The sequence below is a fragment of the Micromonospora parva genome, assembly GCF_040649675.1.
In the GTDB taxonomy this organism is placed as follows: Bacteria; Actinomycetota; Actinomycetes; order Mycobacteriales; family Micromonosporaceae; genus Micromonospora; species Micromonospora parva.
Genome location: NZ_JBEZFX010000016.1, coordinates 40,421 through 57,684, shown reverse-complemented (window position 1 = coordinate 57,684; position 17,264 = coordinate 40,421). Strand labels below are relative to the sequence as shown.

The following is a 17,264-nucleotide window of genomic DNA, read 5'->3' as shown; positions in this document are numbered from 1 at the left end:
GGGACCCCCTGCACCAATTCGACGGTCGGTAGGCTGAGCGGTATGAAGGTTGCTGAGCGCTTTGGTTCCGGTCACCGCGTCCTCGTCACCGGCGGAGCGGGCTTCGTCCCGTCGCACCTGGTAGACGCCCTGATCGCCCGAGGTTGCACAGTGGTGGCGCTGGACAATTTCGTGACCGGCTCCAAGGAGAACGTCGCCCACCTGCTGGACCGGCCGACCTTCACCCTCGTCGAGGCCGACATCTCCGAGGGTCTACCGACCCACCACCCCGCGCTGGCCGAGCGGTTCGACGCGATCCTGCACATGGCCTCCCCGGCCAGCCCCACCGACTTCGCCCAGCTGCCGGTGGAGATCCTCCGGGTCGGCTCGGTCGGCACCCTGCACCTGCTGGAGCGCGCGGTCGCCGACGGCGCCCGGTTCCTGATGGCCTCCACCTCCGAGGCGTACGGGGACCCGAAGGAGCACCCGCAGCGCGAGACCTACTGGGGCAACGTCAACCCGATCGGGGTCCGCAGCGTCTACGACGAGGCCAAGCGCTTCTCCGAGGCCGCGACGATGGCGTACCACCGCTACCGCGGGCTCGACGCGGCGATCGTCCGGATCTTCAACACGTACGGCCCGCGGATGCGCCCGGACGACGGCCGCGCCATCCCCACCTTCATCTCGCAGGCGCTGCGCGGCGAGCCGATCACCGTGCACGGCACCGGCAACCAGACCCGGTCCATCTGCTTCGTCGAGGACCTGGTGCGCGGCATCCTGCTGCTGCTCGACTCGACCGAGACGGGCCCGGTCAACTGCGGCACCGAGCACGAGCTGACCATGCGACAACTCGCCGAGTTGATCGTGTCGCTCTCTGACAGCAGCTCGAAGGTGACCTATGTCACCCGGGGCTCGGACGACCCGGAGATGCGCCGGCCGGACCTCACGCTCGCTCGTGAACTGCTCGGATACGAGCCGTCGATCGCGCCCGAAGATGGCCTGCGACGCACCATCGAGTACTTCCGGACGCGGCTCGGCTGACCGGATCCGCGCGTACCGGCCGTCGCTGAGTGTCGCCTGAAGGCGGTAGTGGCTCCGGCTACGTACCCTGAGTTACATGTCCGCGACCTCGTCTGCCGGCGTCCCGCATCCGTACCTGCACCGCAGCGCCGGGCGCGCGTCGGTGCCCGGCCCCGACCGGAGCGCCTCCGGGCGTGCCCGCCCGAGCGAGGCGCGCTTCTACCCGTCGCACGACGAGGAGCAGCTGCGGCCCGGCGGCCCGAACGGGCCCACCGGGCCTGGGGGCCCGGGTGGCGCCGGTGGGCCGGGACGGCGTGGCCCGCGACCGCGCTGGGGGCGGATCGCCCTGGTGGCGGGGGTCGCGGTGCTGGTGCTGGCGCTGCTCGGCAGCGTCGGCGCCTGGCTGTACGCCCGCAACCTCAACAGTGACCTGGCCCGCACCGACCCGTTCGCGGAGATCACCGGCGGTCGGCCCGCCAAGACCGTCGATGGCGCGCTCAACATCCTGCTGGTCGGCAGCGACTCGCGGGATCCGGACGCACCGGTCGACACCAAGAGTCAGTGGCGCGCCGACACGATCATCGTCATGCACATCCCGGCCGACCACCAGGAGGCCTACCTGGTCTCCATCCCCCGGGACCTGTACGTGCCGATCCCGGAGAGCGCCGGAGCGGACTGCGGCTCCGGTTCACGCGCGAAGATCAACGCTGCGTTCGCGTTCGGTGGGCTGCCGCTGGCGGTACGCACCGTGGAGTGCTTCACCGATGTTCGGATCGACCACGTGATGGCGATCGACTTCGGCGGTTTCAAGGAGGTCACCGATGCCCTCGGCGGGGTGGACCTGAAGGTGGAACGCACCATCACGTCGATCCACAAGCCGTACCGGACGTTCACCAAGGGCACCAACCACATGGACGGCGCGGAGGCGCTGGACTGGATCCGGCAGCGCCAGCAGTTCCCGGACGGGGACTTCGCCCGGATGCGGCACCAGCAGGAGTTCCTTCGGGCGCTGATGGACAAGGCGGCCAGCACCGGCACGCTGGCGAACCCGAAGAAGCTCAACGACTTCCTCAAGTCGGTGACCGCGGCCGTAACCGTCGACCAGTCTTTCTCGGTTACAGACATGGCGCTGCAGTTCCGTAACCTGCGCGGCCAGAACCTCACCTTTGTGACCAGCCCGAACTCGGGCAGCGACACCATCAACGGCGAGTCGGTGGTGGTGTCGGACCGGGAGAAGGCGCTCGCGATGTACCAGGCCATGTCCGCGGACAAGATGGCCGACTGGGTCAAGGCCAACCCGCCGAAGAGCAACGACGGCGGCTGACGCCAACCCGAGGGGCACCAGCCGTTCGGGTCATCGAACAGCGACGATCGTCTGAGTCTGCGAAATTCGACGTCCGGATTGACCCGGGATGAACTCGCCAAGTCGATTTGATGTACGTACAGTGGTGCCGCCCCCTCCTGATCACGAGCTGGAGCACGCATGCCGGTTCAGGCCAGTCGTCGCCCTTCTTCCCCCGGGTCCGCCGCCCCCAGCGGTCGAATCGCTGCGGCCATACCCGCACAGTCGCGCCCCGGTGGTGGCGGGCCGGGCTCGCGCCCTCCGGGCGGCGGCGGTGACGGTGGTGACGACCGCCCGGGTGGCGGTGGGTCGAAGAAGCGGACCAAGCGCAAGGACCCGCTCTGGGCCAAGCTGACAGTCGTCTTCGGTGCCGTGTTGATGCTCAGCAGCGGCGTGGCCATCGTCGGCAGCAAGGCGCTGATCGGGCAGGCGACGGGCGGCATCGCGAAGGGCAACCTGCTGGGTGAGGCGGGCAAGTCCGACGCCGAGGGCGGGGCGAGCCTGGACGGCCCGATCGACATGCTGCTGCTGGGCGTGGACGCACGCGAGCGCTGGGCCGCCGACGACGTCCGCTCGGACAGCATCATCATCCTGCACATTCCGGCCACGCACGACCAGGCGTACCTGATCTCGATCCCCCGGGACACCGAGGCGCAGATCCCGGCGTTCGAAAAGAGCGGCTACGGCGGCGGCTCCGGGAAGATCAATGCCGCGTTCCAGGCCGGCGCCGCGAACGGTGGCGGCTGGGAGGGTGGCGCCCAGCTGATGGCCCAGACGATCAAGCGGCTCACCGGGATCAGCTTCGACGGCGCGGCGATCATCAACTTCGGTGGCTTCAAGAACGTCATCGACGCCCTGGGCACGGTGCGGATCTGCGTCACCCAGGAGGTCAAGTCGCTGCACATGTCGTACGTCGACGGCAAGCCGATGTGGAACGCGGACGCCAAGAAGACCGGCAAGCAGCGGACCCCGGTGGTGCACAAGAAGGGCTGCCAGGAGATGGAGGGTTGGGCCGCGCTCGACTACTCCCGCCAGCGCAAGACCCTCAAGAACGGCGACTACGACCGGCAGGCGAACCAGCAGCAGCTGATCAAGGCGATGGCCAAGAAGGCCACCGAGGGCGGGATGCTGACCAACCCGGCCAAGATGAATAACCTGATCAAGGCGGCGGGCAAGGCGTTCGTGCTGGACACCGGCGGCGTGCCGATCGAGGACTTCATCTTCACCATGCGCGGGGTCACCGGCAACGAGCTGACCATGCTCAAGACCAACAACGGCACGTTCAACGCCAACGGCAACAACACCGAGGGCTTGAACGAAGAGACGATGGCCATGTTCCGGGCGGTCAAGCAGGACAAACTCGCCGAGTTCGTCTTCACCCACCCCGAGGTGATCTCCACCCGCAAGTGACGCCGGTAGTCGCGGAAAAGCAGCGACGACCCCGTCACCGCCCGTAGCCTGACGTGAGCAGGTTTCACGTATCGGCTGCGGGGAGGCGGTCACGTCCAGGTGGGGACGGAACGCAGCGGGCCGGGCCGGAGCGGCCCCGTCCGCCCGGTCACCTCGCGCCCGTGGGTCGCGCATCATGCTCGGCGTCGGCCTGGCCCTCGTCCTGCTGGCCGGGCTCGCCGTGGCCGGGCTCAAGACGCTCAGCCACCGGTACGACCGCACGGTGACCAAGGAGCAACTGCTCGACCCCGACGCCCGTACCGCCCGCACCGACCTGGACGGGCCGCTCAACTACCTCCTGGTCGGCTCCGACCGACGACCCGGCGACAGCGGCCCGGACCAACGCTCGGACACCATCCTCATCGTCCACGTCCCCGCCGGGCAGCGGGAGGCGTACCTGGTCTCCATCCCGCGTGACCTGCTGGTCGCCATCCCGCCCGCCAACGGCTTCGGCGGTGGCCAGGACAAGATCAATGCGGCGTACGAGCACGGCGGCGGCGGGCAGGCCGGCGCCCAACTGCTCTCCGCCACCCTGCACCGGCTCACCGGAATCCAGTTCGACGGCGCCGCGTTGATCGACTTCTCCGGCTTCCGGAAGGTCATCGACCTGCTCGGCGGGGTACAGATGTGCGTGGACACCGAGGTCCGCTCGATCCACACCAACCGGGTCTTCACCACCGGCTGCCACCAGATGGACGGCGCGCAGGCGCTGGACTACGTCCGACAGCGCTACGACCTGCCCGGCGGTGACTACGACCGGCAGCACCACCAGCAGCAGTTGCTCCGGGCGATGCTGGACAGCGCCGGCAGGGCGGACCTGCGAAGCAACCCCGTCAAACTCGACCAGGTGCTGCGGGCGGTCGGCAGCTCGTTGACAGTCGACACCAACGGCGTACCCCTGGAGGACCTGCTCCTCGCGCTGCGCGCGCTGCCGCCCGACGGGATGCGCGGCGTCCAGGTGCCCTCCTCGCCGCAGACCATCGACGAGGTCTCGTACGTGGTGCTCGACAACGGGGGCAACGGGCTGTTCGAGGCACTTCGCGACACCCGGGTGCCGGCCTGGGCGCAGGTCAACCCCCGCTGGGTGACCCGGTTGTGACGGTGTCGACGGCCCGGTCGGTGCCGAACCGGGCCACGAGGATCTAGTGTTGCTTCCTGTGTTCGGACCCCAGGTTCCCACCGTGCCCGTGACCGAGATCGCCGACGAGACCTACCTGCTGGACGTGCGGGAGGACGACGAGTGGGCGGCCGGCCACGCCCCCACCGCCCACCACCTGCCGATGATGCAACTGCCGGCCCGACTGGCCGAGGTGCCCACCGACCGGGAGGTGGCCGTCGTCTGCCGCTCCGGCGGGCGCTCCGCCCAGGTCGTCGCCTACCTGATCAACAACGGCTGGGAGCAGGTGCGCAACGCCGACGGCGGGATGCGCCAGTGGGCCGCGGTCGGCCGACCTGTGGTCGACGCGAACGGGCAGCCCGGCCAGGTCATCTGAGGCCGGCGCAATGGGCGGGCCACTGGTCTTCGCGCACCGCGGCGCCTCGTTCGACCTACCCGAGCACACCCTCGCCGCGTACCTGCGCGCCCTCGACGAGGGTGCCGACGGCCTGGAGTGCGACGTCCGGCTGACCCGGGACGGGCACCTGGTCTGCGTGCACGACCGACGACTCGACCGCACCAGCAACGGCCGCGGTCTGGTCAGCGCGCGCACGCTCGCCGAACTGGACGCCCTGGACTTCGGCTCGTGGCACCCCGGCAGCGCGCCGGACGGCGACCTGCCACCGGACGAGTCGCACACCCGGCTGCTGACCCTGGCCCGACTCCTGGACGCGGTGCTCGCCGCCGGCCGGCCGGTCCGGCTGCTGGTCGAGACGAAACACCCGTCCCGTTACGGCTCGAACGTGGAACGGCGACTGGTCAACCTGTTACGCCGGTACGGGCTGGCCGACCCGACACCGGACGATCCGGTGCAGGTCACCGTCATGTCGTTCTCCCCGTTGGCGGTCCGTCGGGTGCGCGAGCTGGCCCCGACGCTGCCCACCGTGCTGTTGCTGGAGGTGTTGCCGCGCTGGTTGCGGTTGGGTCGGCTGCCGTTCGGCACCCGGATCGCCGGGCCGGGCATCAGCCTGGTCCGGGCCCGCCCGCAGCTGCTGCCCGCACTGCGCGCGGCCGGCAACCAGGTGTACGTCTGGACTGTCAACGAACCGGCCGACCTGGAGTTGGTGCTGACCGCCGGGGTGGACGGGGTCATCACCGACCGGCCGGCGTACGCCCTCGCCCGGCTGGACCGCTGAGCCGATCGGCCGGGCGGGGGTGCCCAAAACCGGGACGGCGGGGCAGACTCGGCACATGCCGGAGCGTATCGATTTCCCCGCTCTCATCGCCGGCCACACCGTCGTGATCGAGATGATCAACTCTGGGGACGCGGGCCTGCCGGTCCTCACCCAGCTGCTCCGGGTGGCCCAGCCGGCGCTCGGCGCGACCGGGATGGCGTTCGTCGAGTTCGGTCCGACAGGTGGCCGGGTGATCGCCGCTACCGGCGTGGCCGAATGGGCCCTCGGCCGACCACTGGCTGTCGACGACCCGGACACCGTCTGCCTGCTCGCCGGGCCACGGGTGCGCCAGGTGCGGGTGGGTGACCTCAACGGCAAGCTCGCCGGCGAACTGGCCGGCAGTGGCCTGCGTCGGATGGTGGTCTCCCGGGCCGAGATCGGCGGCCACACCGTCGGCAGCCTGCACGCGCTCTATCCCGGCGACGACGAGCCGGGCCCCGAGCAGCAGGGGGTGGTCGGCTACCTCGCGTCCTGCGTCGGGCACATGTACGGCGACCAGAGTGGCCTGCCGGTGCACGGTGACGGCCCGGTGGTGGCCGCCCTCGCCGACGGGCTGGCCGTCGTCGACCGGGACGGGCACGTCCGGCTCTGGAACCCGGCCGCCGCCCAGGTCACCGGCCGGACGGTCGAGCAGGCGCTGAACCACCCGTTGCCGTTCCCGCTGCCGCCCTCCGGGCAGGTTCGCGACCACCGACTGCCGGACGGCCGCTGGCTGCGGATCACCTCCGGCGAGCTGCCCGGGCCGGGCACGTTGCGGGTGGTCACCTTCCGCGACATCACCGACCAGCAGCGCCGCGATCACGACCGGGAGCTGTTCGTCGCGGTGACCAGCCATGAGCTGCGCACCCCGGTAACGGTGATCAAGGGCTACGCGGACACCCTCACCGACCACTGGGAGTCGCTGACCGACGTCGACCGCCGGCAGGCCGCCCGGGTGATCGGGCAACGCGCCAACGAGCTGGCCCGGCTGGTCGACCGACTGCTCAGCTCCGCGGCGGAGGTGGGGCCGGGCGACGACCCGCCCACCCCGTTCGACCTCGCCGAGGCGCTGCGTTCCGCCGTCGTGGACCTGCCGGCGGAGCTGCGCCGCCGGCTGGTGCTCCGCCTCCCCGGCGATCTGCCCAAGGCCCTCGGTCACCGGCCCAGCCTGGCCACCGTGCTCACCGAGTTGACGACCAACGCCGGTAAGTACTCGGCACCGGACTCACCCATCGAGATCACCGCCTCGGTCGACGGGCAACTGGTCGCGTTCCGGGTCAGCGACCAGGGCATCGGCATCCGACCCGAGCACGTGGAACGGGCCTTCGACAGGTTCTGGCAGGGCGAGTCCGGTGACCGTCGCGGATACCCGGGTGCCGGGCTCGGCCTCTATCTCGTCCGCCGGATCGTTGAACAGCAGAATGGATGGGTATCCCTACGTCCGAGGAACGGCGGCGGTACGGTCGCAGAGGTGCGGCTACCACGCGGTTGACCGAGGGTGGCGCGACGTGGAGGCGACGGTGGCAGCGGCAGCGGTAGCGAGGGATCAATCCTGGTGTGTGGTGGTTCCCCACCACCCGGGTGGGGCACGGCTGGCCCGACACCGGCTCGCCGCGGAACTGGCCGACGCCGTACCCCCGGCGCTCCTGGCGGACCTGATCGCGGTGCTCGCGGAACTGGTGGGCAACGCGGTACGGCACGCCAGGCCGCTGCCCGGCGGCGTGATCCGGGTCGCCTGGCGGCTGCGGCCCTCGGCCGAGGGCGCACTCATCCAGTTGCGGGTCACCGACGGCGGCGGCGCGAACAGCGGGCCCCGACTCCGGACGGCCAGCCCGGACTCGGCGGACGGGCGCGGGCTGCACATCGTGGCCGGCCTGGCCACCCGCTGGGGCGTCGAACAGGACGGCATGGGCCAGCGCGTCTGGGCGGAGTTCGACCTGGCGCCGGCACCCCGACCCGACCTGGTGCCGGCGGGCTGAGGACGGCCCGGGCGGGTCCCGGCCACGGCGAGCCGCTCGGGGCTCTAGGCTGTGACGCCGTGAGTAAGCGTCGAAAGAGCCAGCGCACCGCCGCCGACACCACCCCCCGCCGCGACAAGGTGCGGGACGTCTTCGTGCCGCGTCCGTTCGACGGGCTGGTCGACGAGTCCGAGTGGATCGCGCTGCGCGAGTTGGTGCCCGCCGCCTCCGCCCCGCTGCGGCTGGCGCCCGCCGTCATCGAGGAGTTCGGTGACCGGGCGGTGACGCTCGCCACGGTGCTGCCGATGGCCGCCCCGGCGATCACCAAGCCGGACGGCCGGGTGCTCATCGGTCTCCAGCGCCATCAGCAGTCCGGCGACGTCTCCCGGGATCTGGCCGACGCGTTGCTCAGCGCGTTGCGTACCGAGCCGGGCGGTCAGGTGGCAGTGCCGCCACTGCCCGGGCCCGGGCCCCGCCTGCAGGACATCCTCGTGGACGGTCCGCTGGACATCACCATGCACGACGGTTTCGAGTTCTGGCTCGACCCCGGGGCCGCCGACGACCCGACCGTCCAGGCGTCGCTGGAGCGGGCGAACGCGGCCATCTACCCGACGGTGCGGCTGACCGCGGCGAAGGCCGCGTACTGGTGTCAGGTGCCGGAGAAGGCGCACGTGCGCTGGGTGCTGCCGGACGACGAGGACGGCGCCCTCGACGCGTTGGCCCGCCTCGGCGCGGCCGGCACCCTGACGCTCGGCGAGCAGACCAAGTTCGCCGGCATGTTCCGCGCGCACGGTCGACTCGTACCGGTCTGGGACCTGCCGGAGGACACCCCGGCGGCCGAGTGGGAGGAGCCGGTGGCGCAGTTCGCCAAGCGGTACGCCGAGGCGCTCACCGTCACCGACCCGCTCGACGCCGCCGACCGTCGGGCCCGTCAGGGGCTGCTCGGCCGCCAGCTCACCCTGCGCTGAGCCGGGCGGTCCCGTTCAGCCGTTGACGGGTAGCGGCTCGCGGGTGATCGGGCAGGACATGCAGCGCGGCCCGCCCCGGCCGGAGCCCAGCTCGGACCCGGCGATCGGGATCACCTCGATGCCGGCCCGCTCGAGTTGGGCGTTCGTCTCGGTGTTGCGCTCGTAGCCGACGCAGAGCCGTGGGGCCAACGCGAGGGTGTTGTTGCCGTCGTCCCACTGCTCGCGTTCGGCGGTGACCGGATCCAGCCCGGTGTCGATGACCCGGAGCAGGTCGAGGTCCATCGCGTCGGCGGCGGCCCGCAGGAACGGTGCCGGCCCGTCCACCCGCGGGTCCTCGCCGTCCCCGCCGGCGATCACCGTGTACGCGGACAGCGTGCTCGCGATGTTGGGATACATCAGCACGGCATCCACGTCGACCATCGTGCACACGGTGTCCAGGTGCATGGTGGCGCGCTCCTGGGCGATCGGCACCACCAGGATGGTGTGGGCCAGCCCGGCGGCGAAGACCTGCCGGCCGAGGCGCTCGGCGCCGGCCGGGGTCGTCCGCTCGCCCACCCCGACCGCCAGCACCCCGGGTGCGAGCAGCAACACGTCGCCGCCCTCCAGGTGCTCCAGGCTGGGGCGGTAGACGAACTCGGTGCCGGCGAACCGGGGGTGGTGGCGGTAGATGGCGTCGGTCAGTGTGGTTTCGCGGCGGCGGGCCGGCATGGCCAGGCTGGTGACACCCACCCGGTCGCCGATCCACAGCGACGAGTCGCGGGTGAACAGCAGGTTGGGCAGCGGGTCGATGACGAAGTCGTGTCGGTCCATCAGCGTGTAGACCAGCCCACCCGGCCGCTCCGAGCTGATCCGCAACTCCTCGTGGGCCAGCCCGGCGGTGAGCACGTCGGCCAGGGCGGCCGGGTCCAGGTAGGAGAGATGGTCGGCGACGCGGGCGCGCAGGGTGTCGCCGAGCCGTGGGGAGCGCAGCACCTCCTCGGTCAGCTCGGCCCGGGCGTCCTCGACGGCGAGCGTCTCGGCCAGCAGGGTGGCCAGGTAGAGCACCTCCACGCCGCGCTCGCGCAGGGCGGCGGCGAACGCGTCGTGCTCCTCCTGGGCGCGTCCCACCCAGGGGATCGCGTCGAACAGGAGCGAGTCGTTGTTGCGTGGGGTGAGCCGGGCCAGTTCGGGGCCGGGCCGGTGCAGCAGTACGGTGCCGAGCCGCCCGACTTCACTGTCGACGTAGTGGGTCACTCCCGCAGCGTAGGGCAGGGTTTAGCGGCATCCGAGAAAAGAACTGTGGATGAATATGGCATTCATCCACAGTCACTCCGGCGTTCCGGCTTGCCGAACACCGGTAGTGGCAACGTAGGGTAGTGAGGACATAACTTCGAGGGACCTTTTGCCGGAGGTCGCGATGACTGTCTTTCCCGCACGACGAGCCGTACCGTCCGCTCGGGCACTGCCGCCCGTCGCGGTGCCACACCCCCGCGTCGAGGCGCCGGGGGTTCTGGAACCGGTCCGTCCGACACCGCTCGAATGGGCCCGCCGTCGTCGGGCCGAGCGGGGTGCCCGCCGCCTGGAGGCGGCCGGGGCACGGGCGTTGGGCCAACTCGACCATCTCGGGCCCGCCTGGCACGTGATCGAGTGGCCGCGCACAGACGTGACAGACGTGCTCGACCGCGGGCAGGACGACCGGGCCGGGTTCCTCGCCATCGGGCCGAGCGGTCTCTTCGCCGTGACCATCGCCGACCACGGCCGGGCCAGGGTGCTCGTCGCCGGCGACGTCGTGCAGATCAACGGCAAACGGCCCCCGTACGTGGCCGAGTCCCGCCGGGACGCCAAGCGGGCCAGCAAGGCCCTCTCCGACGCGGTGGGGCTGCCCGTCCCGGTGACGCCGGTGCTGACCTTCGTCGGCTCCGGCGTCATCAGCGTCTACGGCCTTCCGAAGGACTGCCTGATGGCCACCCACCGGGAACTGGACCGGTTGCTCGTGGCCGGAGGCAGCCGGATCAGCCCGGCCACCGCCGAAAAGCTCTCCCGGGTCGCACAGCACCCCAGCACCTGGCTGAACGGCACGTACCGTCCAACGGCCGACTACCGGTGGTACGACGAGGGCCGAACGGCCGCTGACAAGCCGGCCCACCGCCGGTAACGTCACCGGCGACGCCACGCGGCTCCGGTCCCCCTTCACCTCACCGGTCTCCGCGCCGTCGCCGGTCGCCTCGGTCAACCCCGCGCGGCCCGGTGACCCGGTGCGCTCGGTGATTCCGTCGGCGACCCGCTAGCGTGGACAGTCGATCGGTGCACATAGGAGGCGCGGTGGCCCACGTCGAACTTTCGCTCTCGGAAGCGTTCGTGCCGGCGGCGCGGGCCTCGACAGAGCCGGAGTCCGACAACGTCGGCCAATGGTCGTCGACAGTCTCCCGGGCCGATGAGCCGTGTCTGCTGATCGACGCCGACACCCGGGTGGTGGCGATCTCCACGGCCGGCTGCGACCTGCTCTGCCTCGGCGAGCCGGACGGGCTGATCGGCCGACCGCTGCTCGACGGCGGGCTGCGCCTGCTCGACTTCACCGCCAACCGGGGCGAGCTGACCGAAGCCGAGATCGACAAGATCCCGCCCCTGCTGGCGCTCTCCTCCGGCCGGCTGGCCCGTGGGCTGCTCCGGGTGCAGGCCGCCTCGGCGAACAGCTCCGACGCGACAGTCGACGCGATCTCCACCCCGCTGCTCACCGACGGCACCGTGGCCGGTTCACTCACCTTCTTCTCCGAGGTCTGACCTGCGGCGGAGTGTGTCGTGTGCCGCACGCGGCGTTGCCCGGGCGGGCCCGCCGGAAGGCCGTAGGGTGCCTTCATGCTCGATATCGCCCTGTTGCCGGGGGAATACGCTGTGTGCCGGATGGCCGCCGGCAGCACCCTGCCGTACGCGCTGTCGAGCGGGCTGCACGGCGCTGACGTGGTGACGGTGAGCTGGACCTCCGACGGCATCTCCGTGATCTGCCCGATCGACCGGGCGCCGGCACAGGCCGTACTGGAGACGACCTGGCGTTGTCTGCGGGTCACCGCCCCGGTGGCGCTGGCCGGCGCCGGCAGCCTGGCCGCGCTCGTCGACCCGCTCGCCGAGGCCCGGGTCAGCGCCGTCACGTTCTCCACGTTCGACACCGACTATCTGCTGGTGCCGACCGTCCGGCTGACCGAGGGAACGGCGGCCCTCCAGCGTGCCGGGCACCGCGTCACCGGTTGACCTTCACCCGATCGGCCGCTCACCCTACGATGGGCTCGGCCACCCCGGCCGCGACGAATTCTCCGATGTCCCGAGGATCGGCCCGTGCCGTTCACCCCACCCCACCCCGCTCCCCCCGCACCGCAGGCGACGATTCACCCCCCACCGGCGACTGACGAGCGAGCAGCGCATCGCGTACCCACGCCGGCCATCACCCGGGTCCTGCCGATGGTGCTCGCCGTCGCGGTGCTGGCCGGCTGCGGTGCCCCACCCGGGCTGGGAGAGCCGACGGGCGTGGCCACGCACACCGCGAGCCCGACGACACCCGCCCCGAGCACCGCACCCACGACCACGCCGCCCACCGCACCGCCGCTCGCCACTGTGACGCCCACCGCGGACGCCGGGTTGGTCGCGACCGCGTGCCGCAACGGGCCGACCGGGCAGCGGGTTCAGCAACTCTTGCGCGGCCAGGCCGGAGTGCTTCCAGCGAACGTCCGGGTGCGGGTCCGCACCGGGCCACTCTGTGCCGGCGACTGGCAGTTCACGGTGCTGGAGGTGACCGGGCACGAGGAACTCCAGGTGGTCACCCGGGGCAGGGCCAGCGCCCCGGTGCTGGTAACCGCCGGCACCGACGTCTGCACCGTCGAGGTACGCGCCGTCAGTCCGGCCGGGATCCGCACCCTGGCCTGTGACGCCGGCCCGGCCAACGGGCCAGGTGCGTAGGCTGATCGGCATGCCGGGAACACCGCCGACGCGATTCGTCTACCTGGGGCCGGAGGGCACCTTCGCCGAACAGGCCCTGCGCTCCCTGCCCGCCGCCGAGCGCGGCACCCGTACACCCGCCCGGAGCGTCGGCGAGGCGCTGGACAGCGTCCGGGCCGGCGACGCCGACGCCGCGCTGGTGCCACTGGAGAACTCGATCGGCGGCGCGGTGGGCGTCACGCTGGACGAGATGGCCGAGGGCGAGCCGTTGGTGATCACCCGGGAGGTGGTCCTGTCGGTGGAGTTCGTGCTCGCCGCGCGACCCGGCACCTCGCTGACCGAGATCCACACCGTGGCGGCCCACCCGCAGGCGTCCACCCAGTGCCGGGGTTGGCTGCGCGACCACCTGCCCGACGCCGTGGTGGTCGATGTGCTCTCCAACGGCGCGGCCGCCGCCGGTGCCGGCACTGGCGAGTACGACGCGGCGATCTGCGCGCCGATCGGCGCCTCCGGGCACCGGCTCACGACACTCGCCGACAAGATCGCCGACCACCCTGACGCGGTGACCCGGTTCGCGCTGGTGTCCCGCCCCGGGCCGCCCCCGCCGCCGACCGGTGACGATCTCACCTCGCTCGCGGTCTACATCGCCCACGACCGGGTCGGCGCGCTGCTGTCCGTGCTGATGGAGCTGGCCGTCCGGGGCGTCAACCTGACCCGGATCGAGTCCCGTCCGACCGGCGAGGCGCTGGGCCGCTACGTCTTCTTCCTGGACTGCACGGGCCACGTGGCCGACGTACGCCTGGGCGAGGCGTTGCAGGGGCTCCGTCGGGTCTGTGCCGACGTCCGCTTCCTGGGCTCCTACCCCCGGCACCGATGGGCCGGGACGGCGGGCCAACGCCCGGTCCCCGCGCCGGCGGGCCTCTCCGACGTCGACTACGCCGACGCGGCGGCCTGGCTGACCCGACTACGTACCGGTGAGCTGACCTGACCGGCCGGGCGCCCCCGAGAACCGGGAGCGCCCACGCCGCTGTGGTGGTCAGCTCAGCGCCGCCGTCGTGGTCAGCTCAGCAGGCCGCCGAGCAGGCCGCCCTCCTGCTGCTGCTGGCCGCTGCCCATGACCGGCGGCTCCTCGGACGGCTGCACCACGACGAAGCCCTGACCGGCGAAGCTCATGGTGAACGACTCACCGGTGCGACGGCCGAGCAGCGTGCCGAGGCCGAGCTGCTCGGCCCGGTGGTAGCCGGTCTGGAGGTTGGCCGACCAGCAGACGGCGGCCTGCGGGTCGACGTACGTCGGGGCGTCCACGTTGAGCACGACCGGGGTGCCCTTGGTGGTGATGGCGATCCGCCCGTAGCCGCTGAAGACACAGTTGAAGAGGCCGGAGGACGACGCCATCCCGGCACCGCCGACCATCCTGATGTCGTACTGGAGGGTGGAGTCGAAGGCGAGCACGCTGCTGCCGTTGATGGAGAGGGCGTCGCCCGGCTCCAGGTCGATGATGTGCACGTCCTTGGCCAGCTCGGCGAGGAAGACGTCACCCTGGCCGGAGACCTTCATCAGCGGGACACCCTCGCCGGTGAGCTTCTGCTTGAGGAACTTGCCCAGCCCGCCCGAGCCCAGCGCCTGGAACTGCACATTGCCCTGGTAGGCGACCATCGACCCGACCCGGGCCATTGCCTCGCCGTTGAGCTCGATCTTCAACATCTTGGAGTTCTGCAACCGCATGCCGGGCTGCGCGGACTCCTTCTCCAGATTCTCCGTGGAGAACAGCTCGCTGCGCATGAAAGGGCCTCCTGAATAGGGTCGCGTTCGCTGCACCGACGGTAGGCGACCCCGGCAAGCACCAGCCATCGGTTGGGCGGCGCGTCGCGACCGTCGAGCGGCGGGGGCGGGGGCAGCGGCGCGTCGCGACCGTCGAGCGGCGGGGGCGGGGGCGGGGGCAGGGGCGGCGGGGCGGCGAGCCCGGGCTCAGCCCCAGCCGAGCGCGTGCAGCCGCGCGTCGTCGATGCCGAAGTGGTGGGCGATCTCGTGCACGACTGTCACCGCCACCTCGTCGATGACGTCCTCGTCGTTGTCGCAGATCCGCAGGATGGGATGGCGGTAGATGAAGATCCGGTCCGGCAGCACCCCGGAGTAGTCCCAACCGCGCGCGGTGAGCGCATGCCCCTCGTAGAGGCCGAGCAGGTCGGCCTCTCCCGGTGGCGGGTCGTCCTCGACCAGGATCACCACGTTGTTCATCAGGCCGAGCAGTTCCTCGGGCACCTCGTCGAGGGCTTCGCCGACCAACTCCTCGAAGCGCTCACGGCTCATCTCCACCGGCACCTCGCCCATTGTGCCCGACGCGGGGGCAGGCGGCCCGGCTCTGCTGGACGACTATGGCCGTCATTCGCCCCCGCACGCCGTCATTCGCACCCGCACGGAAGAAGCGACCACCCGGGAACGGGCGGAGGCTTCTTCCGTGGACGTACGCGGTGTGGGTCGGCTTGCTCAGGCGGCCAGGCGGGCGCTCAGGGTGATCTCGGCACCCGGCGAGAGCAGACGGGAGATCGGGCAGTTGGCCTTGGCGGCCTCGGCGAGCTTCTGGAACTCCGCCTCGTCGATGCCCGGGACCTGGCCGACCGTCTCCAGGTCGATCCGGGTGACGGTCATGCCGGCGTCGGTCTTGTCCAGGTGCACCTTGGCGGTGGTCTCGACCGAGGTGGCCGTCGAGCCCGCGTCGGCAAGCGCCTTGGAGAACGCCATCGAGAAGCAGCCGGCGTGCGCGGCGGCGATCAGCTCCTCGGGGTTGGTGCCCTCACCCTCCTCGAAGCGCGACTTGAAGGAGTAGTTGCCGGACAGGCCGCCCTTACCGGTGCGGACGGTGCCCGCGCCCTCGGTGAGGTTGCCCTGCCACTGTGCTGAAGCGGTACGGATTGGCATGGGGCAAACGCTAGCGGAAACGCGACCGCCGAGCGACAGACCGGCGCGCTCGCCAGCCCTGCGATCCCTGTCACCACCAGCTTGCTGTGCCATGATGCGACCCAGGCCCGAGACCGGCGGAAGGGTGGCCGATGTCCGAGGAGCTTCCAATCCCCCGGCAGGGCGATCGGTCCGAGGCCCCCGCCGTGATCGAGTGGGGTGCCGTCGACACGACCCGCCGGGGCCGGTTCGCCTGGTCCCTGGCCGGCTTCGCGCGGGATCCTCGGCTGCCGCTGCTGCTCGCCGGTCTGGGCGCGGTGGCCGCGATCGCCTCACTTCTCGGTGAGTGGCTCGTGATGAGCCTGCCGAACGGCGGGCCCGAGGGGAACTCGACGATCGAGGTGCCCGCCGGGGTGTCCGAGGTCGGTGGCTTCGGGGTGGGCTACCTGGTCGGCCTGCTCGCCCTCGTCTGCACCGTGGTGCTGGCGTTGCGGGGCACGGCGGCCGTGCGGCCGAACGCCCGGCTGGCCGGTCTCGCTCTGGCCGGTGCCCTGTTGGCACTGCTGGTGGCCGCCACTGCCACCCTCGACGACCCCAGCCAGCGGGACTTCTTCTACTCGCCCGACGACGGCTTCCGGGCCGAGTACGGCCGTGGGCTGGTGATGGCGTTCGCCGCCTGTGTGCTGTTCGCGGCCGCCCTGCGGCTGGCGCCTGCCGCACCCCCCGGCGTGTTCGACCCGCCGGACGAGGACCGGTCCGCCGACGGGCCAGCACCGCGCCCCTGGCGCCGCCGCCGCAACCCCGACCCGATCGAGGACGGCCTGCCCGCCCCCGCCGACCTGACCGTCACCCCCGCCGCCCCCTTCACCCGCCCCGACCCACAGCACTGACCTCCACCGTCACCCCAGCCCACGTCGATAACAGCGCCCCACCACGCCCTGGTCCCAGGTCCCACCCCACCACGCCGGGTCCCAGGCCCCACCCCACGGCGCCCGAGTCCCAGGCCCCACCCCACCCCACCGCGCTCGAGTCCCCGGCCCCGGCCCACCGCGCCCGGCTCCCCGGCCCCGGCCGACCCCCCACGGCCCCGCGCCCAAGCCCTCGGCCCACCCCCGCCAAGATCATGCTTGAACATTGATGTAGTGGTATCCGCGCGGCCCGCAGGCCACTACTTCCTTGATTGAGCACGATCTTGGGATGAGCGGGGAACTGGCGGTCGCACCGGCCCCGCTCGCAGCCCGACATAAGGCCCAAACATAGCCCGGCGGCCCAAAGCACAAGATCGCGGACCGCACGGCGGCCCAAAGCACGGCGACCCCAAGCGCGAGATCACGGACAGCGCGAGGCAGCGCGAGGCAGCGCGAGGCAGCGCGAGGCAGCGCGAGGCAGCGCGAGGCAGCGCGAGGCAGCGCGAGGCAGCGCGAGGCAGCGCGT

General features: G+C 71.6%; 19 protein-coding genes. 15 read left to right on the top strand and 4 right to left on the bottom strand.

The features are described from left to right. Positions 1-42 precede the first annotated feature (42 nt). The 9 genes from AB0C03_RS29845 (at position 43) to AB0C03_RS29805 (ending at position 9,026) form a co-directional block, all read left to right on the top strand. A complete protein-coding gene (locus AB0C03_RS29845) occupies positions 43-1,020 on the top strand; it encodes an NAD-dependent epimerase/dehydratase family protein (RefSeq protein WP_030331686.1) in 978 nt (325 codons plus the stop codon). Between the two features lie 76 nt (positions 1,021-1,096). Then, complete coding sequence (locus AB0C03_RS29840; RefSeq protein WP_357640458.1) at positions 1,097-2,323, top strand: LCP family protein; 1,227 nt, start codon at positions 1,097-1,099, stop codon at positions 2,321-2,323. Between the two features lie 159 nt (positions 2,324-2,482). After that, positions 2,483-3,751 (top strand): LCP family protein, encoded by a 1,269-nt coding sequence (locus AB0C03_RS29835; protein ID WP_030331689.1) that lies wholly within the window; start codon positions 2,483-2,485, stop codon positions 3,749-3,751. A gap of 175 nt (positions 3,752-3,926) precedes the next feature. Continuing rightward, on the top strand, positions 3,927-4,889 hold the full coding sequence (locus AB0C03_RS29830; protein ID WP_030331691.1) for an LCP family protein: 963 nt from the start codon (positions 3,927-3,929) through the stop codon (positions 4,887-4,889). Between the two features lie 58 nt (positions 4,890-4,947). Continuing rightward, positions 4,948-5,283: a rhodanese-like domain-containing protein gene (locus tag AB0C03_RS29825; protein WP_030331693.1), complete on the top strand. Its 336-nt coding sequence runs from the start codon at positions 4,948-4,950 to the stop codon at positions 5,281-5,283. Between the two features lie 10 nt (positions 5,284-5,293). Next, positions 5,294-6,082 carry a glycerophosphodiester phosphodiesterase gene (locus AB0C03_RS29820; protein WP_030331695.1) on the top strand — a complete coding sequence of 263 codons (789 nt, stop codon included), beginning with the start codon at positions 5,294-5,296 and terminating at the stop codon, positions 6,080-6,082. Between the two features lie 55 nt (positions 6,083-6,137). Then, the gene (locus AB0C03_RS29815; protein ID WP_030331697.1) at positions 6,138-7,592 is read left to right on the top strand and encodes a PAS domain-containing sensor histidine kinase; all 1,455 of its coding nucleotides are present in this window, start codon (positions 6,138-6,140) and stop codon (positions 7,590-7,592) included. A gap of 67 nt (positions 7,593-7,659) precedes the next feature. Continuing rightward, positions 7,660-8,079, top strand: coding sequence for an ATP-binding protein (locus AB0C03_RS29810; RefSeq protein ID WP_030331699.1), 420 nt, complete (start codon positions 7,660-7,662; stop codon positions 8,077-8,079). A gap of 59 nt (positions 8,080-8,138) precedes the next feature. Continuing rightward, the gene (locus AB0C03_RS29805) at positions 8,139-9,026 is read left to right on the top strand and encodes a DUF5926 family protein (RefSeq protein ID WP_210865582.1); all 888 of its coding nucleotides are present in this window, start codon (positions 8,139-8,141) and stop codon (positions 9,024-9,026) included. A 15-nt stretch (positions 9,027-9,041) separates the two neighbouring features. On the opposite strand, the gene AB0C03_RS29800 is transcribed toward AB0C03_RS29805, so the two are convergent. Then, positions 9,042-10,259: an arginine deiminase gene (locus tag AB0C03_RS29800; protein WP_210865583.1), complete on the bottom strand. Its 1,218-nt coding sequence runs from the start codon at positions 10,257-10,259 to the stop codon at positions 9,042-9,044. Between the two features lie 163 nt (positions 10,260-10,422). Between AB0C03_RS29800 and AB0C03_RS29795 the strand changes: the two genes are divergently transcribed. The 5 genes from AB0C03_RS29795 to pheA all read left to right on the top strand — a co-directional run bounded on the left by AB0C03_RS29795 (position 10,423) and on the right by pheA (position 13,920). Continuing rightward, complete coding sequence (locus AB0C03_RS29795; RefSeq protein ID WP_030331709.1) at positions 10,423-11,160, top strand: hypothetical protein; 738 nt, start codon at positions 10,423-10,425, stop codon at positions 11,158-11,160. A 167-nt stretch (positions 11,161-11,327) separates the two neighbouring features. Then, positions 11,328-11,786: a hypothetical protein gene (locus tag AB0C03_RS29790; protein ID WP_030331711.1), complete on the top strand. Its 459-nt coding sequence runs from the start codon at positions 11,328-11,330 to the stop codon at positions 11,784-11,786. A 75-nt stretch (positions 11,787-11,861) separates the two neighbouring features. After that, positions 11,862-12,251, top strand: a complete 390-nt coding sequence (locus tag AB0C03_RS29785) for an ACT domain-containing protein (protein ID WP_210865584.1) — start codon at positions 11,862-11,864, stop codon at positions 12,249-12,251. Between the two features lie 207 nt (positions 12,252-12,458). Beyond that, a complete protein-coding gene (locus AB0C03_RS29780; RefSeq protein WP_030331715.1) occupies positions 12,459-12,953 on the top strand; it encodes a hypothetical protein in 495 nt (164 codons plus the stop codon). Positions 12,954-12,963: 10 nt separating this feature from the next. Continuing rightward, the gene (gene pheA / locus AB0C03_RS29775) at positions 12,964-13,920 is read left to right on the top strand and encodes a prephenate dehydratase (RefSeq protein WP_030331717.1); all 957 of its coding nucleotides are present in this window, start codon (positions 12,964-12,966) and stop codon (positions 13,918-13,920) included. A 71-nt stretch (positions 13,921-13,991) separates the two neighbouring features. On the opposite strand, the gene AB0C03_RS29770 is transcribed toward pheA, so the two are convergent. The 3 genes from AB0C03_RS29770 to AB0C03_RS29760 all read right to left on the bottom strand — a co-directional run bounded on the left by AB0C03_RS29770 (position 13,992) and on the right by AB0C03_RS29760 (position 15,851). Next, positions 13,992-14,714: an AIM24 family protein gene (locus tag AB0C03_RS29770; RefSeq protein WP_030331719.1), complete on the bottom strand. Its 723-nt coding sequence runs from the start codon at positions 14,712-14,714 to the stop codon at positions 13,992-13,994. A gap of 186 nt (positions 14,715-14,900) precedes the next feature. Then, on the bottom strand, positions 14,901-15,248 hold the full coding sequence (locus AB0C03_RS29765) for a metallopeptidase family protein (protein WP_030331721.1): 348 nt from the start codon (positions 15,246-15,248) through the stop codon (positions 14,901-14,903). A gap of 171 nt (positions 15,249-15,419) precedes the next feature. Beyond that, the gene (locus AB0C03_RS29760) at positions 15,420-15,851 is read right to left on the bottom strand and encodes an OsmC family protein (protein ID WP_210859572.1); all 432 of its coding nucleotides are present in this window, start codon (positions 15,849-15,851) and stop codon (positions 15,420-15,422) included. Positions 15,852-15,982: 131 nt separating this feature from the next. Here AB0C03_RS29760 and AB0C03_RS29755 point away from each other — a divergent pair, with 131 nt between their 5' ends. Beyond that, on the top strand, positions 15,983-16,720 hold the full coding sequence (locus tag AB0C03_RS29755) for a hypothetical protein (protein WP_357640445.1): 738 nt from the start codon (positions 15,983-15,985) through the stop codon (positions 16,718-16,720). Positions 16,721-17,264: the final 544 nt, after the last annotated feature.

Bases quoted from the DNA above. Each gene is read 5' to 3' on its own strand.
- AB0C03_RS29845 (WP_030331686.1), top strand. From the start codon at position 43: ATGAAGGTTGCTGAGCGCTTTGGTTCCGGTCACCGCGTCCTCGTCACC.
- AB0C03_RS29840 (WP_357640458.1), top strand. From the start codon at position 1,097: ATGTCCGCGACCTCGTCTGCCGGCGTCCCGCATCCGTACCTGCACCGC.
- AB0C03_RS29835 (WP_030331689.1), top strand. From the start codon at position 2,483: ATGCCGGTTCAGGCCAGTCGTCGCCCTTCTTCCCCCGGGTCCGCCGCC.
- AB0C03_RS29830 (WP_030331691.1), top strand. From the start codon at position 3,927: ATGCTCGGCGTCGGCCTGGCCCTCGTCCTGCTGGCCGGGCTCGCCGTG.
- AB0C03_RS29820 (WP_030331695.1), top strand. From the start codon at position 5,294: ATGGGCGGGCCACTGGTCTTCGCGCACCGCGGCGCCTCGTTCGACCTA.
- AB0C03_RS29815 (WP_030331697.1), top strand. From the start codon at position 6,138: ATGCCGGAGCGTATCGATTTCCCCGCTCTCATCGCCGGCCACACCGTC.
- AB0C03_RS29795 (WP_030331709.1), top strand. From the start codon at position 10,423: ATGACTGTCTTTCCCGCACGACGAGCCGTACCGTCCGCTCGGGCACTG.
- AB0C03_RS29785 (WP_210865584.1), top strand. From the start codon at position 11,862: ATGCTCGATATCGCCCTGTTGCCGGGGGAATACGCTGTGTGCCGGATG.
- AB0C03_RS29780 (WP_030331715.1), top strand. From the start codon at position 12,459: ATGGTGCTCGCCGTCGCGGTGCTGGCCGGCTGCGGTGCCCCACCCGGG.
- pheA (WP_030331717.1), top strand. From the start codon at position 12,964: ATGCCGGGAACACCGCCGACGCGATTCGTCTACCTGGGGCCGGAGGGC.
- AB0C03_RS29770 (WP_030331719.1), bottom strand. From the start codon at position 14,714: ATGCGCAGCGAGCTGTTCTCCACGGAGAATCTGGAGAAGGAGTCCGCG.
- AB0C03_RS29760 (WP_210859572.1), bottom strand. From the start codon at position 15,851: ATGCCAATCCGTACCGCTTCAGCACAGTGGCAGGGCAACCTCACCGAG.
- AB0C03_RS29755 (WP_357640445.1), top strand. From the start codon at position 15,983: ATGTCCGAGGAGCTTCCAATCCCCCGGCAGGGCGATCGGTCCGAGGCC.